This is a genomic window from Caulobacter sp. AP07, from assembly GCF_000281955.1.
Taxonomy (GTDB): domain Bacteria; phylum Pseudomonadota; class Alphaproteobacteria; order Caulobacterales; family Caulobacteraceae; genus Caulobacter.
This window is the reverse complement of the sequence record NZ_AKKF01000248.1, coordinates 1-23,570: the sequence shown is the minus strand read 5'-3', so window position 1 is coordinate 23,570 and position 23,570 is coordinate 1. Positions and strand designations below refer to the sequence as shown.

The window sequence follows — 23,570 nt, the reverse complement described above, 5'->3', positions numbered from 1 at the left end:
GGGCCCCGCCCTCTCCCCATGGGAGAGGGTGAGAACTATCGACAACCTTCAATTGATCTGACCTAATCGTCTCTCGCATGGCGGGGGGGGCGAGATGGTCAGCGGAAGATCACTCAAGGCGACGGGCGTCGCCGACGCCGCGGCGCCCAGCCACGCCCTGGGCCACCGCGAACGCCTGCGCGACCGCGCCAAGGCCGGCGGCCTGGCCGCCCTGCCCGACTACGAACTGCTGGAGCTCTACCTCTTCCGCACCTACGCGCGCGGCGACGTCAAGCCGATGGCCAAGGCGCTGCTGGCCCGGTTCGGCTCGCTCGGGGCGGTGATCGGGGCCGGGATCGAGGCGCTGAAGACCGTGCCGGGAGTCGGCGAGAACGCCGCCGTCGACCTGACCCTGCTGCATGAAGCCACCCTGCGGGCCGGGCGCGACAAGATCGCCAAGCGGCCGGTGATCTCGTCGTGGACGGCGCTGCTGGGCTATGTCCGCGTCGCCCTGGCCAACGAGCCGCGCGAGCAGTTCCGGGTGCTGTTCCTCGACAAGAAGAACCAACTGATCGCCGACGAGGTGATGAACCACGGCACCGTCGACCACGCCCCGGTCTATCCGCGCGAGGTGATGCGCCGGGCGCTGGAGCTGTCGAGCTCCAACATCATCCTGCTGCACAACCATCCGACTGGGTCATTTTCACCCATGGACAATCACGCATTACCACATTGATTTTATTATCTTTTTTCACTTTTCACCGCACACGTCATTTGGCATGATCAAGGCAGGTCGCGGCCCTTACCGACCCCAGTTACCGCCCCCAGTAACGGCCGCACCATCCTACTAACCATCGTTCGGGAGGGTCTCATGCCGAGCCTGACTGACGGCGCGATCCGTCGTGCCTTGAAAGAAGTTCAACTCACTCAAAAGCCGATCACCCTGGCGGACGGCGAAGGTCGCGGCGTCGGCCGCATGATCCTTGTCCTCAAGCCGATGCCGACCCGGGTTACGGCCGACTGGATGGCGCAGCAGTGGCAGGACAAAAAGCGGACGCGGAAGAAGTTCGGCGTCTACCCCGCGATGTCCCTGGCCCAGGCCCGCGACATCTATGAGCGCGACTATGTCGATGGCATCCAGAAGGGCCAGAGCATCAAGGTGCTCGGAGACTCGCGTGCGGGAACGGTCGGCGATCTCTTCGACGGTTACGTCGCCCACTTGCAGGCTTCGAACAAGCCGTCGTGGGAACAGACCAAGAAGGGTCTCGATAGAGTCGTGAGCAAGCTCGGTCGCCATCGCCCAGCTCGGGATATCGAGCCCCAAGAGGTCGTCGCGGCCATTCGCCCGATCTATGCGCGCGGCGCGCGATCAATGGCCGACCATGTGAGGGGCTATATTCGCTCGGCCTTCAGCTGGGGCTTGAAATCAGAAAACGACTATCGCAACAGCGCGCCGCGACGCTTCGGCCTCATTCAAAATCCGGCCGCCGGCATTCCAACCGAGCCCTATGTGCCCGGCAATCGCTGGCTCGACGAAGATGAATTCCTGCGGCTGTATCGCTGGTTGGAGTGCCCCGACACGCCCGTGCATCCGCCGTACACGCGCGCGGTGCGCGTCCTCATGCTCACCGGCCAACGTGTCGAGGAAATAGCCCGGCTTCACGTTGATCAATGGGACGCCAAGGAACGAATTCTCGATTGGTCCACGACCAAGAACAGCAAACCCCACGCCATCCCCGTACCTGATCTGGCGGCCGAACTTTTGGAGTCGATCAAGCCCAACGCCTACGGCTGGTTCTTTCCTTCGGCGATGGATCCCACCAGGCCCGTCAGCCACCAGACGCTCTATTCGTTCATGTGGCGTCAACGGGAGCGCAAGGTCATTCCCGTGGTCACCAATCGCGACTTGCGTCGAACCTGGAAGACACTCGCGGGGAAGGCTGGATTGTCGAAGGAGATCCGCGACAGAATCCAGAACCACACGCTCCAGGACGTTAGCTCCAAGGCCTATGATCGCTGGAACTACATGCCCGAGAAGCGCGCGGCGATGAAGCAATGGAATGGTTTTGTCCGAACCGTTCTCAATCCCAAGCGCCTCAAATCAGCTGCGTGAGGTGGATCTCCAGGTAGCGGTGACCGATCGGGTCATCCGCTGCCTAGGCCAGCTTTTCGAGGGTCTCGTCGCACCGCTTCTTGAGCTCGTTCACGCTCGGACGCTCCCCCAACCAGATCCCGAGCGTCACGATCAGATCCTGCTCGCCCTTGCTCCATCCTTCGGCATGAACCAGGGCGCTGTAGAACTGCTGCGCGTGACGACGCGCGTCCGGCGCGCCGGCAAAGCCGCGCATCAATCGACGCGCAGCGCCGAGCGCTTCAGAGCGGTTCATGGCGATCAAGGATCGGCTCCGTGTTGACGGGCGCTTACTAGGTCGCCCGTCGCGCAAGGTCTAGCCGGCGACGGCTTTACCTTCCGCTTCCCGGCGCCCTCCTTGGGCCTTCTCCTCCTTCTTCGGCGGCCGTGTCCACACAAGTTGCGCGCTGGCGCCGTCGTCTTCTGGGAACAGCGCCGCCGAAATTGGCGCGGGCAAGAAGGGGTCGTCGAGGTTGACGCGCAAGAAGCCGCGAGGGCGGTCACCACCCCATTGCGCCTCCCAGGCGTCGCCTATGCGAGAATTTCCCAGCATGACGCGAAACGCCGGCGCGTTGGGACTGACCAGGTCGTCGTTGGGGACGAATCTCACCTTGGCGTTGGCGACAAGAGTTTTGATTTCTCCCTCCCATCCGCCGCTCCGGGCGATCTTGAACACGCCGATGATCAACCTGTTCATGACCGGTCCTCCAACGTTTTCTGACCACGCACCTGGCCGGCGTGACCGGTCGATTGAGCGGCCTTGAACGCCGCACGAGCCTTAGCGAATTCGCGGTCGTTGGTGATGAACTGCTCCACCATGCCCGAGGCTATATCAGCCGACGTCGAGGCCACGCCGTGTTGAGCGGAATGGATCGCCGCGTAGTCGCGCAGCGCCTCCTCGTAGTCGGGCATGACGCTGATGGTCATCTTCACCGGCGTGCGGTTGGGCAGCTTACCAAGCTTCAGATCTGGCATGGTGGTCTCCTCTATGACGCCCGCCAGGGGCGTAGGATCAGGTCCTTGTGCACGACGACCCGCAGCGGCCAGCCCGGCCGCACGCGGAGGGTCGACTGAACGTCGAGTTGTTTGGCGACGATCTGTTGGCCGGCCTGCGAGGCGCTCTGCTGGGTCGATTGGCGAATGGCGCGAACAAGATCGCTCTCGTCGTCGCCGAGGCTGAGTTCGGTTCCCACGCCGAGCAGAGTGGACAGCACCACACCCTTGAGCAGCCGCCAGGTGTGGAGATCGACCTTGTCCGAAAGCCCCGCATAGCCGGCGGCGTCCGTGGCCGGCAGGTTGTCGAGCTGGATCGAGGCCCCGTCGGGCAAAATGATCCGCTGCCAGACCAGCAGCGCCCGGCTCTGCCCGAACGCGACCACGCTGTCATAGCTGCCGATCAGCCGCGAGCCTTGCGGGATAAGCAGGATGCGGCCCGTCACCGTGTCGAAGACGTTCTCGGTCACCTGGGCCACGACCATGCCGGGCAGGTCGGAGTTGAGTCCGGTGACCAGACTGGCGGCGATGACACTGCCCGCCATGACCTGCCAGGGCGACGCCGGGGCCTGCAAGGCGTGAGCATTGGTGACGCCGCCCTGCCCCGCCGTCGCGCCCACGAAATCAAGCTTGCGCTGCTGATTGTTCTGGTCGCGCTCGAGGTCGAGGGTCAGCTTGGCAGCTTCGACCGATGCAGGCTGATCGGCAGCGGCTACCTGAGGGAATGTACCACCGAGCGCAGGCGTGTCCGGCGCCATCGGCGCCGCGGCAGCGCGCCCCGACGACTGGACCATGACCCCCGCCTCACGCGCCTGATAGGCCTGGGCGGCGCTCCGCTGGCGTTCGGCCTGCGCCGCTTGCTGCTCGGACGTCATGGCGGGCGGCGCCAGGCTGGGATCGCGCGCCAGGGCGCCGCCGGCTTCAAGCTGGCGCTGGCGTTCGAGCGCCGCTCGCCCCAGGTCGCCAGGCAGCGGCGGTCCCAACGGTGGGATCGTGGTCGCCGTCACCTTGCTGTAGTCGCCGGGCAGGTTGGCCACCGCGTCGGCGGGCGTGCGTCGATCGAAGATCGCCTGCTCGTTGGACTTGGCCAGATGCAAGGCCTTGGGGCTGAGCGCCAGCCAGGCACCGGCGGCCACCGCCAGAGCGCCGGCGGCCGCGCCGCCGATGATAACGCCGCGCTTGAACTGCACGATGCGACGGGGCGTGGCGCGCAAGGCCAGGGTTTCGGGGCTGGCCTTGGCGGGCGGCTCTGGCGGACGCCCCTCGTCGCCTTGCGGCGGGGCCGGATCAACGGGCGTCTGGGTCATGGCCGCGCCCTCCCGGCCGGGACGTCCGTGCGCGAGATCCGCACGACCTGCTGCGGGTTCTCGCCCAGGCGCAGTTCGGCGGCGGCGAAGAGCCGGTCGACGATGTAGTGGTTGCCGCTGACCCGGTAGTTGACGAGCTGGCTGTCGCCGAGCGGCCCCACCACGAACAGCGGCGGCGCCTCGCCCTGATCGAGCCGCCCCGGAAATTCGATATAAACCTTGTTCCCATCGTCCCAGGCCCGCACCGGCCGCCATGGCGGATTGTCGCCGCCGATCGCGTAGCGGAAGCGCAGGCTGGTCAGCGCCGCGCCCTCGGCGATCGGCCTTACGGCCTCCGCCTTCACGTTCTGCCGCTGAAGCGCCAGAAGCCGGTCCTGCGGGTAAGCCCAGGAGATCGCCGCCATCGCCGTCGCGTCGGTGCTTTCCAGCGCGACATGGTAGGCCCGCCGGTCCGTGGTGATGACCATGTTCGTGGCCAGGCCCGACGCGAAGGGTTTCACCAGCACATGGACCCGGGCCTCGTCGCCCGCGCCGCTGGTGGTGTCGCCGATGACCCAGCGCACGGTGTCTCCGGCCGAGACCGCGATCAGTTTCTCGCCAGGCTGCAGGGCGATGTCGCTGACCCGTTCCGGCGCGGTGTAGAGTCGGTAGAGCGCCCCGTCGGTCCAAGGATAGACCTGCACGGCGTTGACGTACCCGGCGCTGGAGGGCTCGCGCGTCGCGGCGCGGTTGGCGGCGTCCACCCGCACCGTCGGCGGACGGGCGTCGGGCTTCACCGACGGCGGCGGCAGCATCTGGCCGGGCAGCGGCAGGGGTTGCGGCGCCAGCACGATCTCCACCGGCTTGGGCGGTTCCGGCGCGATCGCGGCCGGCCTGAAATCGGTGGCGTCGTAAACGACGGCCGGCGGCGGGGTCTTGCCGGCGCAGGCGGCGAGCGCCGCCGCGGACAGGATGACAATGCTGCGGGTCATGGGACGTTGCCTCCTTCGGACGGCGCCGCGCCGGACGATTGATCGGCGGTCGGCGATGATGGGATGGGCGGCGCGAGCGCGGGGATCGGGGTGGGCGCCGCCGGCGGGGGCGTCGCGGTCGCGGACGGCTTAGGGACCGCCGACGCGCCGTCCAGCTCCCGAGCCCAGTCGATCGCGTTGACGAATAGGCCCAGCGGATTGCGGCGCAGGGCGTCGGCGGTCTTGGGCGGATGCATCGCCGTGGTCAGCATCGCCGTCCAGCGCTCGGTCTTGGCCAGACTGCCGCGTTCGTAAGTGCTCTCGGTCCACTTGACCTGGAAACTGGTGTCGGACGCCCGCACCACGCTGGTCACCTGCACCGACACGCTGCGTTCGCCGATGCCCGCGAACGGGTCGTTCGTCCTGGCGTACTCGTTCAGGAAGGTCGCCGCGCGGTCAGTGGCGAAGTCATAGGCGTCGAGCCAGTTCTTCTTGACCAGCACCGGGTCGGTCGAGACCGACCGGACGTTGCTGACGAACCGTCCCAGATGCCAGGCGATCTGTCCGTCGGTCGGCCTGTAGTTCTGGATGGCGGGGGCGATGGCGCGCGCCTCTCCCAGGCGGTCGACCTCGACCACATAGGGCGTGACGCGGCTCTGCATCGACTGCCAGACGTTGGCCCCGGCAAGCCCTCCGGCCAAACCCAGGCAGCCGAAGGCGACCAACCGCCAGTTGGCGGCCTGGACGCGGGCGGACCCGATGCGCTCGTCCCAGAGCTGGCCGGCGCGTTGGTAAGGCGTTTCCGGCGCCGGCGTCTGGCCGTAGCGCTGGAGGGATCGCTTGAAGAGCATGACCTTCAATCCTTCTGGCTGAGATCGGGATTGGCCGCGCCGCCTGGGCGGTCCCCGTCCTTGATGAGCTGGATGGCGGCGTGACGGTGGTGACGGGCGGTCTGCTCACGACGCAGCTGCGTCGCCCAGGCCGGCGGGGCGTCGGGCGACGTACTGGACGTCGCCGCTTGGCCGCCTGGTGGCCCGGCCGAACCGGCCGCCTCGCCGTCAGCGGATTGCGAACTGCGGTCGGGCATGCGCCAGGCCTGGCCCTGACTGAAGGCTTCGGCTGCCTTGTCGGCGAAGCTGCTCGCCTGACGACTGGCGGCTTCCCCCACCGATGCGGCGGCGCGCGCCACGCCCCCCAATCCAGCAGCGGCGGCGGCCGGGCCGCTCTGGCCCGAGGTGAAGGCGGCCGACTGATAGGCGGTCTTGGCCGTCGTGCCCATGGCGCTGGCGGCGCGGACAGCTCCCAGCCCGCCGCCCACGGCGCCCAGCGCCCGCGCGCCGAGCGCCGCGCCGCCCATGCCGATCATCGCCGCGCCCGCCATTGTGCCGACCGCCGCGCCGGCGCCCAGTTGCGGTGCGCCGGAGACCAGGCCCGAGGCGATGCCTGGCCCGAAAACGCCCAGACCAAACAGGGCCAGCGCCCCGATCAGCAGGGTGACGGCCTCCTTGACCCCGGGATCATCGCCCGCCAACGCGGAGAACTGGCCAAAGAAGCTCGTGCCAATGCCGACGATCACCGCCAGCACCATGACCTTGACGCCGCTGGAGATGACGTTGCCCAGCACGCGTTCGGCCAGGAAACTGGTCTTGTTCCACAGCGCGAAGGGCACGAGCACGAACCCGGCCAGGGTCGTCAACTTGAACTCGATGATCGTCACGAAGAGCTGCAGCGCCAGGACGAAGAAGGCCAGGAGCACCAGCAGCCAGCAGACCAGCAGCACGGCGATGACCAGGAAGTTGCCGAAGAACTCCGGGAAGCCCAGCAGGGAGCCGGCCTTCTTGAGCAGCGGCCAGGCGGCGCTGAACCCCTCGCCGGCGATCGCCCCGGGGCGCATCATCTGGTCGGCCGAAATCCCGCCCCCGCCCGCGGTGATCCCAAGGCCCGAGAAGCTGCGGTAGATGATGTCGGCCAGGTGCCGGAAGTTGCCGATGATGAAGGCGAAGGCCCCGACATAGAGGGTCTTCTTGATCAGCCGCCCCAGGATGTCCTGGTCGCCGTCCATCGCCCACCACAGGGCCGCCAGCGTGACGTCGATGCCGATCAGGACCGTCGTCAGGAACGTGACGTCCGATCCCAGCAGGCCAAAGCCGCCGTCGATGTAGCGGATAAAGGTGTCGAGAAACCGATCTACGATGTTGAGGTCGATGGCGCCGCCGTCGTCTCCCATGATCTGTCCTCCGAACGATCGGTGTTGGCGTCAGCGCGGGGTGTAGATGTCGCGCCCGCCCAGGAAGCGATCGGTGGTCGCCCGCGCCGCCTCCATCGCCTGGGCTTGTCGGGCGCGCTCCAGCGCCTCGGCCCGGTACTGCGCCGCGGTCATGTTCTGGATCTGCAGCTGCTGCTTGGCGCTGAGCGCCAACAGCTGGTTGGTCGCCTGCTGCGCGGCCAGGCCGCCCGTCGCCGCCTGGCTCTCCGACACCAGTTGCACCAGAAGTCCGCTGTCGGCCTGGACGTTCTCGGCCACCTGGGCCTGCACGCGCATGGTCTGGCGGTAGGCCTTCATCGTCGCCTGCAGCTGCCCTTGCGCCTGGGCGATCATCTGGTTGGCGCTCATCGCCGCGTCGAACACCTCGGGGAACTGGTCGCGCAGCGCCGCGTCCGTCGAGGCCAGGTCGAAGGCGATGCCCTGGGCCTGGGTCATCAGGGTGTCGATGCGCTGCATCGACCGGGTGATCTGGCTGAGCGACGAGAAATCCAGCCGCTGCAGCTGGCGAGCCATGTTCTGCAGCATGGTCGCCTGGTTCTGCAGGCTGACGATCTGGTTGTTGATCTGCTGCAGGGTTCGCGCCGCGGTCAGGACGTTCTGGGCGTAGTTGCTCGGGTCGAACACCACCACCGCCTGGGCGGGAGCGAGCAGGCCAGGAAGCGGCATGGCGGAGACTGAAAGAGCGGCGATCACGGCCGCGAAGGCACGGCGGTTCATAGGACAGGCTCCTGTTGCTGGGGATTGTGGGAAGACGGCGCCACCGGGAACCGCCCGATCAGGTCGGCCGCCCAGGACAGGCCGCGCGCCGCGAGGAATTCGGCGGCGAAGCGCCCGGGACCGTGCGCGGCCAGGACTTGGTCGATCAGGGTCTGGGCTGCGGGATCAGAGGCGCCGCACAGGGCGAGCGCCACGGGGCCGAGCGCGAGCTCGAACACGCGGTTGCCGCGCTGCGATTGCAGGTAGTAGTGCCGCTTGGGGGTGGCCCGGGCGATCAGCTCGATCTGGCGGTCGTTGAGGCCAAAGCCCTGATAGACCTTGCGCGACAACGGCTCCTGCGCCCGGTCGTTGGGCAACAGGATGCGCTGCGGGCAGCCGTCGAGGATGGCTGGCAGGATGGTGCTCTCGGTGATATCCGGCAGCGACTGGGTGGCGAAGACCACGCTGACATTGCCCTTGCGCAGTTCCTTCAGCCATTCGCGGATGCGGGCGGAAAACAGCGGGTTGTCGAGGAACTTCCACGCCTCATCGAGGATCAGCAGGCTGGGCCGCCCATCGAACCGCGCCTCCAGGCGGCGGAACAGATAGGTCAGGACCGGCGCGACCACGCTGGGCGTGGCCAGCAGCGCGTTGGTCTCGAAGCACTGGACGTCGGCCAGCGCCAGGCCGTCCTCCGAAGCGTCGAGCAGGCGTCCGAACGGCCCGTCGAGCGTATAGGGCGCCAGCGCGGCGCGCAGCGGATTGGACTGCAGCAGCATCGACAGACCGGTCAGGGTCCGCTCTTGCCGCGGCGCGCTGGCCAGGCTGATCAGGGCCGACCACAGCGCGTCCTTGGTCTCCGGCGTCACCGCCACCTTCTCGTTGACCAGCAGGTCGCAGAGCCATTCGATGGCCCAGGCCCGATGGCCGGGCTTGTCGATATCGCCCAGCGGCTGGAAGGCCATGCCGGCGTCGGCGGCCAGGCCATGATGCTGACCGCCCATCGCCAGCACCGCCGCGCGGGCTGAAAACCGCTTGTCGAAAACATAGACCTGAGCGTCGCTATAGCGTCGAAACTGAAGGGCCAGCAGCGCCAGCAGCACCGACTTGCCCGCGCCGGTCGGTCCGACAATCAGCATATGACCGACGTCGCCGACGTGGGTGGACAGGCGAAACGGCGTCGAGCCGGGGGTCTCCGCGTAGAGCAGCGGCGGCCCGGCCAGATGGTCGTTGCGCGCCGGCCCCGCCCAGACGCTCGACAGCGGCATCAAATGCGCCAGGTTCAACGTGTGAACCAGCGGTTGGCGGACGTTGGCGTAGACATGGCCGGGCAAACCGCCCAGCCAAGCCTCGACCGCATTGACGCCTTCGCGGATGCAGGTGAAGCCCAGGCCGCCCACGATCCGTTCGACGATGCGGACCTTCTCGTCGGCCGCGGCGCGATCGGCGTCCGAGACCGTGATGGTGGTGGTGCAATAGCCGAAGGCGACATGGTCGCCGCCGAGCGCCTGCAGGGCCAGATCGGCGTCGGCCACCTTGTTGTCGGCGTCGCTGTCGGTGAGCGGCGCCGGCTCGTTCATCATCACCTCGCGCATCAGCTGCGCGATCGACTTCCTCTTGTTGAACCATTGCCGCCGAAGGCGGGTCAGGACCTTGGTCGCGGCGGTCTTATCCAGGGCGATGAAGCGGGTTGCCCAGCGGTAGGCGAAATCCTGGTGATTGAGGGCGTCGAGAATCCCCGGCTGGGTGGTGTTGGGAAAGCCCAGCACCGTGACAGTGCGCAGATGATGCTCGCCCAGCATCGGTTCGATGCCGCCGCTGAGCGGCGTGTCGACCAACAGACCGTCGAGATACATCGGGGTATGGGGCGCGGCTACGGCGTGCCGCCGCGTCGAGATGCAGCCGTGCAGGAAGGTCAGCGTCTCGGCATCGTCCAGCGCCTGGATCTGCGGCATGAACCCCGACAGCAGGTCCAGCACCCGGTCGGTCTCGGCGACGAAGGCGCGCAGGTCCTGGCGCCAGTCGCGGCCCTCCCGGGCCTCCTCGCGCTCGAGCAGCACGCGCTCGGCGCGCGCTGTCTGGTCGGCCGGTGGCAAGGCGTAGAGCGTCAGGTGATAGCGGCTCTCGAAATGGCGTCCCTTGCGGCCGTCGAAATGCGCCCGCCGCTCCTCGTCGACTAGCCACGAGGCCGGATCGGGGAACGTGCTGTCGGGATAGCCCAGCGCCTCGATGCGCTCGGCGTCGAAGAACAGGGCCCAGCCGGAACCCAACCGCCGCAGGGCGTTGTTGGCCCGCGCGCAGACCGAGACCAGCTCCGCCTCGGTGGCCGATTCCAGGTCGGGTCCGCGAAAGCGCAAGGTGCGCTGGAAGCCGCCGTCCTTGTTGAGCACCACACCGGGCGCGACCAGCGCGGCCCAGGGCAGGTGGTCGGCAAGTCGATCGGCCGTATTGCGGTATTCACGCAGGTTCAGCATGTGAGGAACACCTTGTGCCGCAGGTGACGGGCGAGGACGGCGGCGAAGTCGGGATCGCGCTTGGCGGCGAAGACCGCCAGGCTGTGGCCGGCCAGCCAGATGAGCAGGCCGGCGATCCACTGCTGGAGACCCAGCCCCATCGCCGCGGCCAGGGTGCCGTTGAGGATGGCGACGCCGCGTGGCGCGCCGCCCAGCAGGATCGCCTCGGTCAGGGCCCGATGCAGCGGAACCTCGAAGCCTTCGGGGGCCTGGCCGGCGATGAGGCTGGAGCCGGCCATCAGACCAGCGCTCCGCCGCCAAAGCTGAAGAACGACAGGAAGAAGGAACTGGCGGCGAAGGCGATCGACAGCCCGAACACGATCTGGATCAGCTTGCGAAAGCCGCCGCTCGTCTCGCCGAAGGCCAGGGCCAGACCCGTCGAGATGATGATCAGCACCGCGACGATCTTGGCGACCGGCCCCTGGACCGACTCCAGCACCTGCTGCAGCGGTTCTTCCCAGGGCATGCCCGAACCGGCGGCCTGGGCCTGGGCGGACCAGAGCAGGATGAGGATCGTGGTCAGGGTGGTGAGGTGAAGCGGGCGCGGATCGGCGACCGCGCGCGCCTTGGCGAGGTACGGCATCAGGGTTCTCCCTGTCTGAGGGTTTTCAACTGCGGAGGGTCGAGTTCGGCGATGAGGTAGTCGCCGGAGGAGTCGAGGCCGGTGACCCGGGCGATGGTCTCGACGCGGCGGCCGGTTCCCCGGCCACGGATGAAGACGACCAGATCGATCGCCTCGGCGATCAGCCGGCGCGGCACGGCGACCACGCATTCCTGGACGAGCTGTTCGAGCCGGTAGAGGGCCGAGCGCGCCGAGTTGGCGTGAACGGTGGACAGGCCGCCGGGGTGGCCGGTGTTCCAGGCCTTGAGCAGGTCGAGCGCCTCGCCGCCGCGCACCTCGCCCACCACGATGCGGTCGGGCCGCAAACGCAGGGTCGAACGCACCAGGTCGGCCATGCTGACGACGCCCGGCCGGGTGCGCAGGGCCACGCAGTCGGGCGCGGCGCATTGCAGCTCGGGCACGTCCTGCAGGATGACCACCCGCTCGTCCAGCCGCGCCACCTCGGCCAGCAGGGCGTTGGCCAGGGTGGTCTTGCCGGCCGAGGTCGCCCCGGCGATCAGGATGTTCAGCCGCTCGGCGACAGCCCCGCGCAGAACGTCGGCCTGGACCGGGGCCAGGACGCCATCGGCCACATAGTCGCCCAGGGTGTGGATGCGGCTGGCCGGCTTGCGGATCGAAAAGCACGGCGCGGCCGAGACCGGCGGCAGCACGCCCTCGAACCGCTCACCGGTCAGGGCCTCGCCGCGCGGCGGCAGGTCGCCGCTGACGATCGGGGCGCCGGCATGGACCTCGGTGCGGACATGGCTGGCGACCAGACGAATGATCCGTTCGACCTCGACCGCCGGCAGGACAACGCCGGTGTCGACGCGGCCTTCGCCGAGACGATCCAGCCGCAGCGCGCCGTCGGGATTGACCATCACCTCGACCACGGCCGGGTCGGCCAGGGCCGCGGCGATGGCCGGTCCCATGGCGCTGCGCAGCATGGTGCGCCGGCGCTCGAAGGTTTCGGGTTGGACGAGGCTCATGGGACCGCCTCCCCCGGCTCGTCCGCGCCCAGGCTCTGGCGTCCGCTGGCGAGTTGGCGGCCGACCTGGTCGACGAAGCGCTGGAACCGCTCGCGGCCGATCGCCTGGGCGGCCTTGTCGGCCTCCGGCAGGGGCGCGGTGACGGTCAGCTGGTAGCGGACGAAGAGAGCCAGGCTTTCCAGCAGGATCTTCTGGTCGCGTTCGATCCGGCCCAGCTGGCGGCTGAGGCGATCGAGCCGAAGCTTGAAGAGATCGTCGATCTCGCTGGCGGCGCGCCGGGCCAGGAAGGCGCGCAGGGCGTCGGCGACGATGGCCGATTTGGAGGTCCCCGGCTTGGCGCCGAGCCGGTCGAGTTCGGCGGTCAGGGCGTCGTCGAGATAGAGGTGATGGCGGGGTTTCATGGCGCCGCCCCCTCAGAACGACGGCAGCAGGTCGTCATCGCCACGACCGGCTCCTTCGTTCATGGCGTGGGCGCGGACGACCGGCTGTGCGACCTGGGCCCGGGCCATGGCCTGGCGATCGGCGACGACGTCGCCATCGTCATCGAAGAGCCCCAGACCCAACTGGGCTTCGTCGGCGGCGGGACGGGCGACCGGCTCGTCGAACAGGCCCGGATGGCGCTGCTGCTGCAGCCCGCCTTCGCTCTCCGCGCCCAGATCGTCGTCGGCCTGGCCGGCCAGACCGGCGTGCGGGCCGCGCACCTGGCCGCCCCAGTCGTCGCCGCGGGCCGGCGGGCGATCGGGATAGAGGCCGTCCGGCAGCGTCGGCGGCGGCCGCATGCGGCCGGTGAAGTTGCGGTCCTGGTAGTAGCGCAGCTTCTTGGCGCGGATCGGCGCCAGGCCCGAGACCAGGACCAGGGCGTCGTCCGGCGGCAGCTGCATCACCTCGCCGGGCGTCAGCAGCGGCCGGGCGGTCTCCTGGCGGCTGACCATGACGTGGCTGAGCCAGGGCGCCAGCCGGTGGCCGGCGTAGTTGCGCTGGGCGCGAAGCTCGGTGGCCGTGCCCAGGGCGTCGGAGATGCGCTTGGCGGTGCGCTCGTCGTTGGAGGAAAACGCGATCCGGACGTGGCAATTGTCCAGGATGGCGTTGTTCTCGCCATAGGCCTTGGAAATCTGGTTGAGGCTCTGGGCGATCAGGTAGGCGCGGATGCCGTAGCCGGCCATGAAGGCCAGGGCCGTCTCGAAGAAGTCCAGCCGCCCCAGGGCCGGGAACTCGTCGAGCATCATCAAGAGCTGATGCTTGCGGCTCTTGCCCGGATCGCCCTCCAGGCGCTCGGTCAGCCGGCGGCCGATCTGGTTGAGCACCAGGCGCACCAGCGGCTTGGTGCGCGAGATGTCGGACGGCGGGATGACCAGATAGAGCGTGACGGGGTGCGGGGCGTCGACGAGGTCGGCGATGCGCCAGTCGCAGGCCGACGTCGTCAGGGCCACGGTCGGATCGCGGTAGAGGCCCAGGAACGACATGGCGGTCGACAGCACGCCGCTGCGTTCGTTCTCCGATTTGTTGAGGACCTCGCGGGCCGCGGAGGCCACGACCGGATGGACCACCGGCGCCTCGGTCGCGCCCAGGTGGTTGGTGGCCATCATCCGCCGCAGGGTGTGGGCGAAGGAGCGCTGCGGGTCGGAGAGGAAGGTGGCGACCCGGGCGAGGGTCTTTTCCTCTTCGGCGTAGAGGACGTGGAGGATGGCCCCGACCAGCAGGCTGTGACTGGTCTTTTCCCAATGCGAGCGGCGCTCCAAAGCGCCTTCCGGATCGACGAGCACGTCGGCGATGTTCTGAACGTCGCGGACCTCGTCGGGGCCTTTGCGGACCTCCAGCAGCGGATTGTAGCGGGCCGAGCGTGCGTCGGTCGGATTGAACAGCAGGCAGTGGGAGAACCGGGCGCGCCAGCCGGCGGTCAGAGTCCAGTTCTCGCCCTTGATGTCGTGGACCACGGCGCTGCCCGTCCAGGACAGCAGGGTCGGCACGACCAGGCCCACACCCTTGCCCGACCGGGTCGGGGCGAAGGCCATGACATGCTCGGGGCCGGCGTGGCGCAGGTAGTCGCGGCCCAGGCGACCGAGGAACACCCCGTCGTCGCGCAGGAGGCCCGCGCCAGCGGCTTCCCGCCGGCTGGCCCAACGTGATGAGCCATAGGTGGTGACGTGGCTATTCTGCCGGGCCCGCCACAACGAGCCGGCGACAGCGCAGGCGCAGCCGAGAAAGCCGCTGGCCCCGGCCAGCAGGCCCGCCTTGTCGAAGACCAGCGGGGCGTAGGCCTCGTAGTGATACCACCAGTCGAACAGCTGCCAGGGCCGATAGATGGGCTGGCCGAGCGGCGTCGCCCACGGCGCGCCAAGCTGCGCCTGATAGCCAAGCATGGCCGCCGCCCACTGGGTCGCCGCCCAGACGCCGAGGATGACGATGGCGAAGACGGCGAGAATCTGGCCGATGAGCAGCTTGGTGGGCGTCATGCGCCTGGTCCCGGCGCTCGGACCGCGACATGCGGCGCGAGGCTCCGGAAGGCTCAGGCGAGGGCGTGGAATCCCTTACGGCGGTTTCACCCGCCTTCGTACGCGCAAGGCTCCATTGTGGACGGGCGCCCAACCGCAAAGGCGGTCGGCCCTTGAAAATTGTCAGAAACTTCTTTATCTTTCTGACGATAGGACATGATCATGCAACGCCTGACACAAGCGATCCTGGAACATGCGCCCCTACAGCCCGAAGGGGCTTCGGTGTCGGCCAAGGCGTTGCTGCACCTAGGCTCACGCGCGGCCGTCGATCAGGCCCTGTCGCGCCTAGCCCGTCGGGGTCAGTTGATCCGCGCCGGGCGCGGTCTTTATGTTCGCCCTGTCGAGAGCCGGTTCGGCCAGCGCCCGCCTTCGGTCGAGCACGTGGTCCGGTCCCTGGCCGCATCCACCGACGAGGTGATCGCCTCCCACGGCGCGGCCGCCGCCAACGCCCTGGGCCTGACGACCCAGGTACCGATCCGCGAGGTCTATCTGACGTCCGGGCCGAGCCGGCGGCTGAAACTGGGCGTCAAGTCGGTGGACCTGCGCCATGCCCCCAAATGGCAATTGACCCTGGCCGATCGTCCGGCGGGCGAGGTTATCCGCGCGCTGGCCTGGCTGGGCGAGGCACATGCGCCGGCGGCCTTGCGGTCCCTTGAGCATCGCCTGTCGAGCGACACGCTCGCCGAGATCGTCGGCGCGCGCCCGCGTCTTCCGACCTGGCTGGCGCAGCAGGTCAGCCGGTTGGCCGTGAATGGCTGAGGCCTTCCTGACGCTGTCGGCGGACGATCGCCGCGACGCCCTGGCCGTGGCGAGCGCCGCCACCGGTCGACCGGCTCATCTGCTGGAAAAGGACGTCTGGGTGGTCTGGGCGCTGGACGCGCTGTTCGCCTCGCCGTTCGGGGGCGATCTTGTCTTCAAGGGCGGCACATCCCTGTCGAAGGCCTATGGCGTGATCCGCCGGTTCTCCGAGGATGTCGACCTGACCTACGACATCCGCGCCATCGCCGGCGACCTAGTGGCCGACGCGCAAGACGCCCTGCCGCCCAACCGCAGCCAGGAGCAGAAATGGTCCAAGACCATCAAGACGCGCTTGGCAAACTGGGTCGAAGCCAAGATCGCCCCGCTGATCCGATCGGCCATCGAGTCCAACCAACTGCAGGCGCGGGTTCGCACCGACGGCGAGAAGCTCTTCATCGACTATGACGCCCTGGCCGCCGGCACGGGCTATGTCTCGCCCTCGGTGATGTTGGAATTTGGCGCCCGCGCCACCGGCGAGCCCTGGGAGGTCGTCCCGATCGCCTGCGACGCGGCTCCGTCCCTCCCGGAGCTGATTTTCCCAACCGCCGCGCCCCAAGTCATGCTGGCCGAGCGCACCTTCTGGGAGAAGTCGACCGCCATCCACGTGTTCTGCGCCCAGGGCCGCTTTCGCGGGGCCGATCGCTTCGCGCGGCACTGGCACGACGTGGTGCGTCTGGACGACGCCGGCTATGCGGAAAAGGCGATCGCCGACCGCGCCCTAGCCGGCGCGGTGGCGACGCACAAGACGATGTTCTTCGCCGAGAAGAACGCCGACGGCGAGCCGATCGACTATCAGGGCGCGGTGTCGGGCGGTCTGCGACTCGTGCCCGACGGACCCGCGCTGGAACTCCTGGCAGCTGACTATGGTCGGATGCTCGATGACGGCTTGCTCGAAGACGAAGCCGAGCGCTTCGACGCCCTGATCGCGCGCTGTCGGCAAATCCAGCAAGCGGCCAACGCGCCCAGCCCGTAACACGATCGCGCCCGCCCCTCCGGCCGCATCCAACCCCAGGGCGCCGCGACGCCCGTCCACCTCGGCGCGCGCCGCGCCTTAAGTCGAGAACAGGGCCCGCCAGGCCACATAGGCGGCCGTGGCCACGATCATGCCGGCAAACAGGCGCCGCGCCAGCAGCACCCGGCTCGCCAATCGCGGCGCCAGCCGCGCTCCGGCCGCCACGCCCGCCAAGCCCCCGCCCGCCAAGGCCAGCAGCATCGTCCAGTCCACCAGGCCCGAGGCGGCGTAGCTGACGCTTGTCGCCGCGCCGAACAGAGCCACGGAGACCAGGGAAGAGGCCGCCGCGTTGGCCAGGGTCATACTGGTGGCCGCCATCAGGCCCGGCGCGATCAAAAAGCCGCCGCCGATGCCGAAGAAGCCTGCCGCCAGTCCCGTCGCCGCACCGGCCGGAACCAGACGCAGGGCCTTGGCGGGGTCGATATGGACCTCCGGGTCGCCCAGCGCGCGCGGGGCCCGAAACATCGAAAGCCCCACCATCGCCATGGCCAGGGCGAACCAGGCCAACAGGTGGTTGCCCGCAACGGCCTTGGCCAGGTGCGCGCCGGCCAGAGAGCCGATCAGGCCGGGGGCGCCGAAGGTCAAGGCGCAGGGCCATTTCACGCGGCCGGCCTTGGCCTGGGCGGCCAGGCCCACGGCGGCGTTGATCGCCACGGCCGCCGCCGAGGTTCCGATCGCCACGTGGGGGTCCTTGATCCCCACCGCGTAGAGCAGCAGCGGCGTGGCCAACACCGAGCCGCCGCCGCCGAACAGGGTCAGCAGCAGGGCGACCAACGCCCCGCTGAGGACCGCCGCGACCAGGCTTACGTCCATGGTCTCACGCCGCCGCCGGACGGTTCCAAGGCGCGAGCCCCAGCAGGCGCGCCATGCCGCAGAAGCCGGTCGCGCCCGCCAAGGTCAGCCCCGCCCCGACGAAGGCCGCCACCCCGAGGAACCAGGGCGAGACGACAAGGCCCAGAACCACCCCGAGCAAGACCAGCAGGCCGGCGGCGATCTGCACCTGACGCATCATCTCCAGCGGCGCCTTGAGATCGAGCTCCACCGGCAGGCCGGCCATGTCCCAGGCGTCGAGGCCGCCGTCCAACACATAGGCGCCCGCCCCGCAAGCGGCGACCAAGCGCTGGCTGTTGGCGGCGGTGCGCAGGCCCGAGCGGCAGGTGAAGATCACCTCGCGCGCGTCGGGCAGGTCCAGCCCCTGGGCGTCCAGGGTCGAGAGCGGGCGCGACAGCGCGCCCTTGGCGCGGCGGCGCGCGAACTCATCGGGCTCGCGGATATCGACGAGGACAGCGCGGCGCTCGGTCAGGCGATGGGCGGCGTCGTCAGGCGTCAGAGGGGTCAATCGGGAGGTCATGGTCGGCGTTCTCCGCTGGAGGGCAGAAGATCTCCGCGAGCGTCCCCACTACCTTCAGGGCGGCGGGATCGGCGATCCGGTACCAAACCGTCTGGGCTTCGCGGCGCGCGGCCACGACGCCCTCCTCGCGCAACACCGCCAGGTGCTGCGAGAGCGCGGACTGCGACAGGCCGACCAGGGGCTGGATCTGCCCCACCGACCGTTCGCCGTCCGCCAGTTGGCACAGGATCATCAGCCGACGCTCGTTGGCCAGGGCGCGCAGGAGCTTGGCGGCTTCCGCGGCGCTGGCCTCGAACTGGCTGACGTCGAAACGCGTGAGATCGAACATGAACGCCATATATTAGCTTGTTCTAAATTAGCAAGTCATTATATGAAAGACTGCTCATGCGGAGGCTCCGACCATGCGACCCGAGGTTCAAGCGTTTTTCGACCCGGTCACCTTCACGGCCAGCTATCTGGTCAGCGATCCCGCCACGGGCGCGGCCGCGATCATCGATCCGGTCCTGGACTTCGAGCCCAAGGCGGCGCGGCTTTCGACGGCCTCGGCCGACGCCATGCTGGCCGCCGTCGAGGCCCGTGGGCTGACCTTGACCTATGTGCTGGAGACCCACGCCCACGCCGACCACCTGTCGGCCGCCGACTACATTCGCGGGAAGACGGGCGCGAAGATCGTGATCGGCGCGCGCATCGTCGAGGTGCAGGAGACCTTCATTCCGGTGTTCGAGGCGCAGGTCGCCGCCGACGGCGCGGTGTTCGACGTGCTGATGAACGAGGGCGACGTCCTGCCCCTGGGCGAGCTGACCATCGGCGCCTTGCACACGCCTGGCCATACGCCGGCCTGCCTGACCTATCGGATCGGCGACGTGGCCTTCGTCGGCGACACGATCTTCATGCCCGACTACGGCACCGCCCGCGCCGACTTCCCCGGCGGTGACGCGCGGACGCTGTACCGCTCGGTCCAGAAGGTCCTGGCCCTGCCGCCGGAAACGCGCGTCTTCGTCGGCCATGACTACCTCCCCCAGGGTCGCCAACAGTATCGCTGGGAGACGACGGTGGCCGAGGAGCGCGCCCGCAACATCCACCTCCGCGACGGCGCGGGCGAGGACGCCTTCGTGACGATGCGCGAGGCGCGCGACGCCACCCTGACCGCCCCGACCCTGATCCTGCCCTCGCTGCAGGTGAATATCCGGGCCGGCGCCCTGCCCGACCCCTCGGCGGCGGGGAACGTCTTTCTTCAGTTGCCCGTGACACGGATCCAGAACCCCGCCGCCTAGCATTGGACGCCGCGCGACGCGGCGTGGGGGATGGGGCGGCGGCGGATTTCGAGGGTGGCAGAACCGCCTTCGGCGCGCCATGCCTGGCCCCATCGCGGTCGCGCCCGACGTCCCGATGGAGACGATCACGACGGCGACGGCCCGCCGCGCCCACGACCGATCGTCCAACTGACGCCCGCCTCGCGCAGAACGCCGGACACGACGCGTCCTTCCTGGCTCTCCAGCGCCAGCTTCCACGGAACCAGCGTGAAATCCCGGCTGCGCTCGATCACCGCGAACCGGCCGCTGGCCAGCTCGACCGGTCGCCGGTAGACGCCCTCGATCCGCTGGCCAGGCCGCGCCTCCGAGAAGGCCAGCCCCGTCTCCCGGGCGATCCCCTCGGCCGTGACGATCAGGTCGCGCCGGGTCCGATGCTGTTGAGCCCCGAGGTGACGCTCATCACCCCGCTGATCAGGTCCACGCCATTGGCGTCGACCGCCGAATGCTGCGGCGGCGGGATCGGCTCCTGGGCCAGGGCGGGCGTGACACCAAGGAGGGCCGCGGCCGTGAGCGACAGCGCCGCCAGGCAGCCACGCAGAGCCGCGCGGAACGGGGTGGAGATCATCAGCTTGGTCATCACGCCGCGCACGTCCGCAAGATCATGTTGAAGTCAAAAGCCACGACGCCCTGCGCCGGAGCTAGGTCGGCCGGGCCAGCGCCCGTACGAAGTCGGCTCATTGATAGATGTGCCACAGAGCCGCGCCGGTGCTGCTGTAGACCACCAGATTGCCGTCATCCTGCAGGATCAGGGTCGAGCCGGCATTGCCACTGGTAGCGGTGTGCCAATAGACCTGCGAGACCGGGCCATAGACGACCAGGTTTCCGTCACTCTGCATCGTCAGGCGCGCTGAGGGCTTTCCCGAGGTGTTCGACTGCCACCGGACCACGCCGCTCTGGCCGTACTGGACGAGGTTTCCATCGTCCTCGAGGACGAGCCTATAGACGCCGTTGGTGGACTGGAGGGACTTGCCCGGCAGCAGGGATTGTCCTTGCAGCAGACGATCGGGATAGGTCGGCAGCACCTGGGTCCCGCCGGTCACGTTCGTCCGATTGCCGGCGCCGTCGTAGGCATAGCCATTCTGACGACCGTCCGACTTGGTCACCAGGATGACCTGGCCTTGGGCGTCGTACTTGTAGCGCGTTTCTTGGGCCGCTTGGGCCAAGTCGCTCGCGACCGCGACCGCCGCTATGACGGCCCCGAACGAGACGCGCGCGCGCGCCAGATTGCGCTGCTTCACGGAGTGCTTAGTTCTGAACACGATCTATCAGCCCCCGAATGAAACGCGGATAGCCTCGCTGCGGGTCTGGTCACCGCCCGCCAGGACGAACGCCGCGTCGGCGCGAAGCCAGATCTGACCGGGCCCCAAGGTTGTGGCCTGGCCCACGACCTCCTCGATCTTCACGAAGGCGGACAGGGACGCCGGCGGTTCCGGAGCGGCCTGGACCGGGGCGCCCAGAAGAACCCCCAGGCACAAGCTTGCCACCACCCAGCCGCGCAGGGCCGGCGACCTCAAACTGAAACGCAGCGCCACCATCACCCCCAACTCAATGGTCAAGCTTTTAGCACTTGCCGGCCAGGGTTGTGCAAGGGGTTGCCTCGTCCGAGCGGCGATCAGATCCTAGTTGAGGGCCGCCTGCCCGCCTTCAATCACCGTCCGAAGAATGTAGTGCTCCGACACGCCGAGAACCCTCAAGCTTGACAATTGGGCGGCCGAACAGTCCTTGACCACGGCAATCGACCGGCCGCGCGCGCCTTGTCACGGTGCGTGCTTTTGGGGGAAGCTGATGACCACACCGCGCCTGGGCTTGACCCCCACCCTTGCCGGGATCGCGCTCTGCGTCGCCCTGCTGAGCGGTCTCGCCGCACCCGCCGGCGCCCAGAGCACGTCGAGCTTCTACTACGACTCCCACGGCCAGTTGATCACCACCGGCCGTTCGGACGGCTTGGTGCGCAACTACAGCTATGACCTGGCCAGCAACCGCACCGCCGCCTCCAGCCAGGTTCTGACGCCCCACGCCGCCCCCGACCGGTTGGCGTCCGGCGAGATCCTGTTCCAGGGCCAGTGGCTCAACTCGCCCGACGGGCGGTTTGGAATGACCCTGCAGGCCGACGGCAACCTGGTGCTGTACCGCCACGCCACTGGCGCGGCCCTGTGGGGTTCCAACACCCTCAGCCGCGCCACGGTCTTCCTGGCAATGCAGAGCGACGGCAACCTGGTGCTCTACGGCCCACAATCGCAGGTCATCTGGATGTCGGGCAGCCACGGCGCCAACCCCAACGCCGCCATGCAGAACGACGGCAACTTCGTCGTCACCGCCTCGCCAAACTGGAGCACCCAGACCTGCTGTTACTAGCAGCATTGTCAGGTTAATCCGCCAAGGCAAAAGCGCTCAAACCGAACAGTGCCTAGCCGGCCACCGCCTGGTTCCAGACCTGCATGGCTTCGCTGCGGAACTGGCGAAGGGTCTGGCGGCGGACCAGGTGTGACTGGGTGTAGTAAGGTGTTGTAGATCGCCGCGTGAGTGGTGAGAAAGCGCTGGGCGGAGGCTCGCGATTTGAACCCCTGCATCTTCCGCTCCTGTCTTCGGATCGGCAGGTGGGCGTTTTCGGCTCGGTTGTTCTCGCGCAATCGACCTGGGCGATGAAGATCGATTAGATCCAGGTCCCTTAGCGCGGCTGCGTAGGAGCCAAGCCCATCGGTCGTGATTGACTGGGGCTCCACGGGCTGGTTGCGCAGCAGGCGCTTCAACCGGCGTCATAGGTGTAGAAGGTCTGGGCGTTATTGCCCCGATAGGCGCCGGTGCGACGGCCTAGGTCGTCATAGGTGTAGCCCACCAGCGGATTGACGCCGCTCTCATAGATCGCCGTCACCTCACCGGCCGCGTTGCGGCTGTAGCTCACCCAGAAATTGTCAGCCCATTGCAGGGAGACCCGCCGCCCCGCCAGATCATGGGCTTCATAAGTCGCCCCCCTCGGGTTGGTGCGATGGGCGCCGCGATCGGTTACCTGAAGCACGGCCTCAGCCGGCGTTCACCACGACCACGAACACCGTCATGGCCACCGACATGATCACAGTCAGGCCGACGATCTGGGTCCAGAACGCTTTGCGCATCGCCCGGTCGATCGCCACCGTCTGCGCCTCGATGGCGGCGACGATGATGTCTCCGGGCTGGGGCGTGGTCTGCGAAGGCGTCATGGCAGGGGCCTTTCAAGATTTTCAGACGGGGTAGCACCAAAGAATGTGTGCCCCTGTTCCCCTGACATCACTCATAGCGCTTTAGACAATTTGATGAGCTCGGCTCGAAGACTAATTCCCTTGGCTGTCCATTCCGCTCCAGCTAACCGCCAAGCCTTTCGCACATCCGCCTCACTCTCTGCATGTAACAAGACTTTTTCTACATCCTCTCTTAACGCGACGCGCTGCTCTGCCTTCAGGCTACTGACGTAAGTAGACATTCCCGCATCAAAACTGGGAAATAAAAGGTCAAAATCTTGATGAAAGAACGCCGCTAAATATCCGAATGGAGACCGTCGGATAGGTGTGACGGAAAGGCCCTTTTCCATACTTACTTACCTGGCATTGGTATTGGGAATGCTGTTACCACAAGAAACCCTTCAGGCATGCTCGGGTCGCGAACAATAACAACCCTTGCCGCGTTAGTCGATATATCTCCGCCCCCCGCCAGCGACACCGTGCCAATATCTGAACCGAAAACACCATCCATAACACCCGGTCCGGGATTCTCACCACTGACTGTAGAGGCTATATCCACTGCGAATGCAGGATTTGAAAGCACTGCATTAACAATCTTGGTAGCCTGGGCAACAGACGTAAAAGAGGACGCAGCACTAATTCTTCCGTTCGCAAGCCTTCTCCTGAGAAACCTCGGCGATTTGCCCACATGCCGCCGAATGGTATGGCCACCTCCGAGTTCATGCACGAAGAGGTTTACCCGATACCGGCCATCGCCTGTCGATTCTCTCCAAAGTCGTTCACGCGCCCAATCATCGGCCATCTTCTTGGCGCGAAGTCCGGCGGTTACAACAATCTCTGATACGGGATCGGGCGGAAGCGCAGCAGCCGTGCCCGTCGGATCGTTGAAATTTACTGGATCGTTCCCGACGTATGAGTACCAGTTGAGCCCATCCATGTATCCGATGGGGTCGGTTTGGAGAAACCG

General features: G+C 67.7%; 31 protein-coding genes. 6 read left to right on the top strand and 25 right to left on the bottom strand.

Annotation, left to right across the window (positions count from 1 at the left end):
* Positions 1-94: 94 nt before the first annotated feature.
* Both PMI01_RS22335 and PMI01_RS22330 read left to right on the top strand, forming a co-directional pair.
* Positions 95-715, top strand: a complete 621-nt coding sequence (locus PMI01_RS22335) for a JAB domain-containing protein (RefSeq protein ID WP_007674583.1) — start codon at positions 95-97, stop codon at positions 713-715.
* 135 nt (positions 716-850) lie between these two features.
* Positions 851-2,092: a tyrosine-type recombinase/integrase gene (locus PMI01_RS22330; protein WP_007674581.1), complete on the top strand. Its 1,242-nt coding sequence runs from the start codon at positions 851-853 to the stop codon at positions 2,090-2,092.
* A 43-nt stretch (positions 2,093-2,135) separates the two neighbouring features.
* On the opposite strand, the gene PMI01_RS22325 is transcribed toward PMI01_RS22330, so the two are convergent.
* Genes PMI01_RS22325 through PMI01_RS22260 form a run of 14 tightly spaced genes read right to left on the bottom strand, consistent with a single transcriptional unit; the run spans position 2,136 to position 14,875 of the window.
* Complete coding sequence (locus tag PMI01_RS22325; RefSeq protein WP_007674579.1) at positions 2,136-2,375, bottom strand: hypothetical protein; 240 nt, start codon at positions 2,373-2,375, stop codon at positions 2,136-2,138.
* Between the two features lie 51 nt (positions 2,376-2,426).
* On the bottom strand, positions 2,427-2,807 hold the full coding sequence (locus PMI01_RS22320) for a DUF736 domain-containing protein (RefSeq protein ID WP_007674577.1): 381 nt from the start codon (positions 2,805-2,807) through the stop codon (positions 2,427-2,429).
* Complete coding sequence (locus tag PMI01_RS22315; RefSeq protein ID WP_007674575.1) at positions 2,804-3,085, bottom strand: DUF2274 domain-containing protein; 282 nt, start codon at positions 3,083-3,085, stop codon at positions 2,804-2,806. Before PMI01_RS22315 ends, PMI01_RS22320 begins: the two co-directional genes overlap by 4 nt.
* Positions 3,086-3,096: 11 nt before the next feature.
* Positions 3,097-4,410, bottom strand: a complete 1,314-nt coding sequence (locus tag PMI01_RS22310; protein ID WP_007674572.1) for a TrbI/VirB10 family protein — start codon at positions 4,408-4,410, stop codon at positions 3,097-3,099.
* Positions 4,407-5,381 carry a P-type conjugative transfer protein TrbG gene (gene trbG, locus PMI01_RS22305; protein WP_007674571.1) on the bottom strand — a complete coding sequence of 325 codons (975 nt, stop codon included), beginning with the start codon at positions 5,379-5,381 and terminating at the stop codon, positions 4,407-4,409. The genes PMI01_RS22310 and trbG overlap by 4 nt, the downstream gene beginning before the upstream one ends.
* Positions 5,378-6,211: a conjugal transfer protein TrbF gene (gene trbF, locus PMI01_RS22300; protein ID WP_007674569.1), complete on the bottom strand. Its 834-nt coding sequence runs from the start codon at positions 6,209-6,211 to the stop codon at positions 5,378-5,380. The genes trbG and trbF overlap by 4 nt, the downstream gene beginning before the upstream one ends.
* Before the next feature lie 5 nt (positions 6,212-6,216).
* The gene (gene trbL / locus PMI01_RS22295) at positions 6,217-7,587 is read right to left on the bottom strand and encodes a P-type conjugative transfer protein TrbL (protein WP_007674567.1); all 1,371 of its coding nucleotides are present in this window, start codon (positions 7,585-7,587) and stop codon (positions 6,217-6,219) included.
* A 30-nt stretch (positions 7,588-7,617) separates the two neighbouring features.
* Positions 7,618-8,343 carry a P-type conjugative transfer protein TrbJ gene (gene trbJ, locus PMI01_RS22290; protein WP_007674566.1) on the bottom strand — a complete coding sequence of 242 codons (726 nt, stop codon included), beginning with the start codon at positions 8,341-8,343 and terminating at the stop codon, positions 7,618-7,620.
* Entirely contained in the window at positions 8,340-10,796 is a 2,457-nt protein-coding gene (gene trbE, locus PMI01_RS22285; RefSeq protein ID WP_007674564.1) for a conjugal transfer protein TrbE, read from the bottom strand. Before trbE ends, trbJ begins: the two co-directional genes overlap by 4 nt.
* Positions 10,790-11,074: a VirB3 family type IV secretion system protein gene (locus PMI01_RS22280; RefSeq protein ID WP_007674562.1), complete on the bottom strand. Its 285-nt coding sequence runs from the start codon at positions 11,072-11,074 to the stop codon at positions 10,790-10,792. Before PMI01_RS22280 ends, trbE begins: the two co-directional genes overlap by 7 nt.
* Complete coding sequence (locus PMI01_RS22275; RefSeq protein WP_007674560.1) at positions 11,074-11,418, bottom strand: TrbC/VirB2 family protein; 345 nt, start codon at positions 11,416-11,418, stop codon at positions 11,074-11,076. Before PMI01_RS22275 ends, PMI01_RS22280 begins: the two co-directional genes overlap by 1 nt.
* Positions 11,418-12,422: a P-type conjugative transfer ATPase TrbB gene (gene trbB / locus PMI01_RS22270; protein WP_007674558.1), complete on the bottom strand. Its 1,005-nt coding sequence runs from the start codon at positions 12,420-12,422 to the stop codon at positions 11,418-11,420. The genes PMI01_RS22275 and trbB overlap by 1 nt, the downstream gene beginning before the upstream one ends.
* Positions 12,419-12,823, bottom strand: coding sequence for a ribbon-helix-helix domain-containing protein (locus PMI01_RS22265; RefSeq protein ID WP_007674557.1), 405 nt, complete (start codon positions 12,821-12,823; stop codon positions 12,419-12,421). The genes trbB and PMI01_RS22265 overlap by 4 nt, the downstream gene beginning before the upstream one ends.
* Before the next feature lie 12 nt (positions 12,824-12,835).
* Positions 12,836-14,875 carry a conjugal transfer protein TraG gene (locus PMI01_RS22260; RefSeq protein WP_007674556.1) on the bottom strand — a complete coding sequence of 680 codons (2,040 nt, stop codon included), beginning with the start codon at positions 14,873-14,875 and terminating at the stop codon, positions 12,836-12,838.
* A gap of 201 nt (positions 14,876-15,076) precedes the next feature.
* On the opposite strand from PMI01_RS22260, the gene PMI01_RS22255 reads away from it, so the two are divergent.
* Positions 15,077-15,673 carry a DUF6088 family protein gene (locus PMI01_RS22255; protein WP_007674555.1) on the top strand — a complete coding sequence of 199 codons (597 nt, stop codon included), beginning with the start codon at positions 15,077-15,079 and terminating at the stop codon, positions 15,671-15,673.
* Entirely contained in the window at positions 15,666-16,685 is a 1,020-nt protein-coding gene (locus tag PMI01_RS22250) for a nucleotidyl transferase AbiEii/AbiGii toxin family protein (protein ID WP_007674554.1), read from the top strand. The genes PMI01_RS22255 and PMI01_RS22250 overlap by 8 nt, the downstream gene beginning before the upstream one ends.
* Positions 16,686-16,763: 78 nt before the next feature.
* Here PMI01_RS22250 and PMI01_RS22245 read toward each other — a convergent pair whose 3' ends face one another.
* Genes PMI01_RS22245 through PMI01_RS22235 form a run of 3 tightly spaced genes read right to left on the bottom strand, consistent with a single transcriptional unit; the run spans position 16,764 to position 18,403 of the window.
* A complete protein-coding gene (locus PMI01_RS22245; RefSeq protein ID WP_007674552.1) occupies positions 16,764-17,537 on the bottom strand; it encodes a sulfite exporter TauE/SafE family protein in 774 nt (257 codons plus the stop codon).
* A 4-nt stretch (positions 17,538-17,541) separates the two neighbouring features.
* Positions 17,542-18,075, bottom strand: coding sequence for a rhodanese family protein (locus PMI01_RS22240; RefSeq protein ID WP_007674550.1), 534 nt, complete (start codon positions 18,073-18,075; stop codon positions 17,542-17,544).
* Entirely contained in the window at positions 18,044-18,403 is a 360-nt protein-coding gene (locus tag PMI01_RS22235; protein WP_162136409.1) for an ArsR/SmtB family transcription factor, read from the bottom strand. The genes PMI01_RS22240 and PMI01_RS22235 overlap by 32 nt, the downstream gene beginning before the upstream one ends.
* Positions 18,404-18,476: 73 nt before the next feature.
* Here PMI01_RS22235 and PMI01_RS22230 point away from each other — a divergent pair, with 73 nt between their 5' ends.
* Positions 18,477-19,349 carry an MBL fold metallo-hydrolase gene (locus PMI01_RS22230; protein WP_007674548.1) on the top strand — a complete coding sequence of 291 codons (873 nt, stop codon included), beginning with the start codon at positions 18,477-18,479 and terminating at the stop codon, positions 19,347-19,349.
* A gap of 125 nt (positions 19,350-19,474) precedes the next feature.
* On the opposite strand, the gene PMI01_RS27980 is transcribed toward PMI01_RS22230, so the two are convergent.
* The 3 genes from PMI01_RS27980 to PMI01_RS22215 all read right to left on the bottom strand — a co-directional run bounded on the left by PMI01_RS27980 (position 19,475) and on the right by PMI01_RS22215 (position 20,944).
* Positions 19,475-19,918 (bottom strand): DUF3363 domain-containing protein, encoded by a 444-nt coding sequence (locus PMI01_RS27980; RefSeq protein WP_081497730.1) that lies wholly within the window; start codon positions 19,916-19,918, stop codon positions 19,475-19,477.
* Between the two features lie 144 nt (positions 19,919-20,062).
* Complete coding sequence (locus tag PMI01_RS27425) at positions 20,063-20,626, bottom strand: hypothetical protein (RefSeq protein ID WP_051990014.1); 564 nt, start codon at positions 20,624-20,626, stop codon at positions 20,063-20,065.
* A gap of 27 nt (positions 20,627-20,653) precedes the next feature.
* Positions 20,654-20,944, bottom strand: coding sequence for a hypothetical protein (locus PMI01_RS22215; RefSeq protein ID WP_035037808.1), 291 nt, complete (start codon positions 20,942-20,944; stop codon positions 20,654-20,656).
* 229 nt (positions 20,945-21,173) lie between these two features.
* Between PMI01_RS22215 and PMI01_RS26230 the strand changes: the two genes are divergently transcribed.
* Complete coding sequence (locus PMI01_RS26230) at positions 21,174-21,743, top strand: D-mannose binding lectin (RefSeq protein ID WP_007674541.1); 570 nt, start codon at positions 21,174-21,176, stop codon at positions 21,741-21,743.
* An 8-nt stretch (positions 21,744-21,751) separates the two neighbouring features.
* Here the strand turns inward: PMI01_RS26230 and PMI01_RS26590 are convergent, their stop codons facing one another.
* The 5 genes from PMI01_RS26590 to PMI01_RS26585 all read right to left on the bottom strand — a co-directional run.
* The gene (locus tag PMI01_RS26590; RefSeq protein ID WP_238537104.1) at positions 21,752-22,111 is read right to left on the bottom strand and encodes a DDE-type integrase/transposase/recombinase; all 360 of its coding nucleotides are present in this window, start codon (positions 22,109-22,111) and stop codon (positions 21,752-21,754) included.
* Positions 22,112-22,134: 23 nt separating this feature from the next.
* The gene (locus tag PMI01_RS27285; RefSeq protein WP_007674539.1) at positions 22,135-22,404 is read right to left on the bottom strand and encodes a hypothetical protein; all 270 of its coding nucleotides are present in this window, start codon (positions 22,402-22,404) and stop codon (positions 22,135-22,137) included.
* A 4-nt stretch (positions 22,405-22,408) separates the two neighbouring features.
* On the bottom strand, positions 22,409-22,585 hold the full coding sequence (locus PMI01_RS27280) for a hypothetical protein (RefSeq protein ID WP_007674537.1): 177 nt from the start codon (positions 22,583-22,585) through the stop codon (positions 22,409-22,411).
* Between the two features lie 71 nt (positions 22,586-22,656).
* Positions 22,657-22,953: a contact-dependent growth inhibition system immunity protein gene (locus PMI01_RS27420; RefSeq protein ID WP_162136408.1), complete on the bottom strand. Its 297-nt coding sequence runs from the start codon at positions 22,951-22,953 to the stop codon at positions 22,657-22,659.
* 2 nt (positions 22,954-22,955) lie between these two features.
* Positions 22,956-23,570 (bottom strand): RNase A-like domain-containing protein (locus PMI01_RS26585; protein WP_202948111.1); only part of this gene is annotated, 615 nt, incomplete at its 5' end.

Bases quoted from the DNA above. Each gene is read 5' to 3' on its own strand.
- PMI01_RS22335 (WP_007674583.1), top strand. From the start codon at position 95: ATGGTCAGCGGAAGATCACTCAAGGCGACGGGCGTCGCCGACGCCGCG.
- PMI01_RS22330 (WP_007674581.1), top strand. From the start codon at position 851: ATGCCGAGCCTGACTGACGGCGCGATCCGTCGTGCCTTGAAAGAAGTT.
- PMI01_RS22320 (WP_007674577.1), bottom strand. From the start codon at position 2,807: ATGAACAGGTTGATCATCGGCGTGTTCAAGATCGCCCGGAGCGGCGGA.
- PMI01_RS22315 (WP_007674575.1), bottom strand. From the start codon at position 3,085: ATGCCAGATCTGAAGCTTGGTAAGCTGCCCAACCGCACGCCGGTGAAG.
- PMI01_RS22310 (WP_007674572.1), bottom strand. From the start codon at position 4,410: ATGACCCAGACGCCCGTTGATCCGGCCCCGCCGCAAGGCGACGAGGGG.
- trbG (WP_007674571.1), bottom strand. From the start codon at position 5,381: ATGACCCGCAGCATTGTCATCCTGTCCGCGGCGGCGCTCGCCGCCTGC.
- trbF (WP_007674569.1), bottom strand. From the start codon at position 6,211: ATGCTCTTCAAGCGATCCCTCCAGCGCTACGGCCAGACGCCGGCGCCG.
- trbL (WP_007674567.1), bottom strand. From the start codon at position 7,587: ATGGGAGACGACGGCGGCGCCATCGACCTCAACATCGTAGATCGGTTT.
- trbJ (WP_007674566.1), bottom strand. From the start codon at position 8,343: ATGAACCGCCGTGCCTTCGCGGCCGTGATCGCCGCTCTTTCAGTCTCC.
- trbE (WP_007674564.1), bottom strand. From the start codon at position 10,796: ATGCTGAACCTGCGTGAATACCGCAATACGGCCGATCGACTTGCCGAC.
- PMI01_RS22280 (WP_007674562.1), bottom strand. From the start codon at position 11,074: ATGGCCGGCTCCAGCCTCATCGCCGGCCAGGCCCCCGAAGGCTTCGAG.
- PMI01_RS22275 (WP_007674560.1), bottom strand. From the start codon at position 11,418: ATGCCGTACCTCGCCAAGGCGCGCGCGGTCGCCGATCCGCGCCCGCTT.
- trbB (WP_007674558.1), bottom strand. From the start codon at position 12,422: ATGAGCCTCGTCCAACCCGAAACCTTCGAGCGCCGGCGCACCATGCTG.
- PMI01_RS22265 (WP_007674557.1), bottom strand. From the start codon at position 12,823: ATGAAACCCCGCCATCACCTCTATCTCGACGACGCCCTGACCGCCGAA.
- PMI01_RS22260 (WP_007674556.1), bottom strand. From the start codon at position 14,875: ATGACGCCCACCAAGCTGCTCATCGGCCAGATTCTCGCCGTCTTCGCC.
- PMI01_RS22255 (WP_007674555.1), top strand. From the start codon at position 15,077: ATGCAACGCCTGACACAAGCGATCCTGGAACATGCGCCCCTACAGCCC.
- PMI01_RS22250 (WP_007674554.1), top strand. From the start codon at position 15,666: ATGGCTGAGGCCTTCCTGACGCTGTCGGCGGACGATCGCCGCGACGCC.
- PMI01_RS22245 (WP_007674552.1), bottom strand. From the start codon at position 17,537: ATGGACGTAAGCCTGGTCGCGGCGGTCCTCAGCGGGGCGTTGGTCGCC.
- PMI01_RS22240 (WP_007674550.1), bottom strand. From the start codon at position 18,075: ATGACCTCCCGATTGACCCCTCTGACGCCTGACGACGCCGCCCATCGC.
- PMI01_RS22235 (WP_162136409.1), bottom strand. From the start codon at position 18,403: ATGTTCGATCTCACGCGTTTCGACGTCAGCCAGTTCGAGGCCAGCGCC.
- PMI01_RS22230 (WP_007674548.1), top strand. From the start codon at position 18,477: ATGCGACCCGAGGTTCAAGCGTTTTTCGACCCGGTCACCTTCACGGCC.
- PMI01_RS26230 (WP_007674541.1), top strand. From the start codon at position 21,174: ATGACCACACCGCGCCTGGGCTTGACCCCCACCCTTGCCGGGATCGCG.
- PMI01_RS27280 (WP_007674537.1), bottom strand. From the start codon at position 22,585: ATGACGCCTTCGCAGACCACGCCCCAGCCCGGAGACATCATCGTCGCC.
- PMI01_RS27420 (WP_162136408.1), bottom strand. From the start codon at position 22,953: ATGGAAAAGGGCCTTTCCGTCACACCTATCCGACGGTCTCCATTCGGA.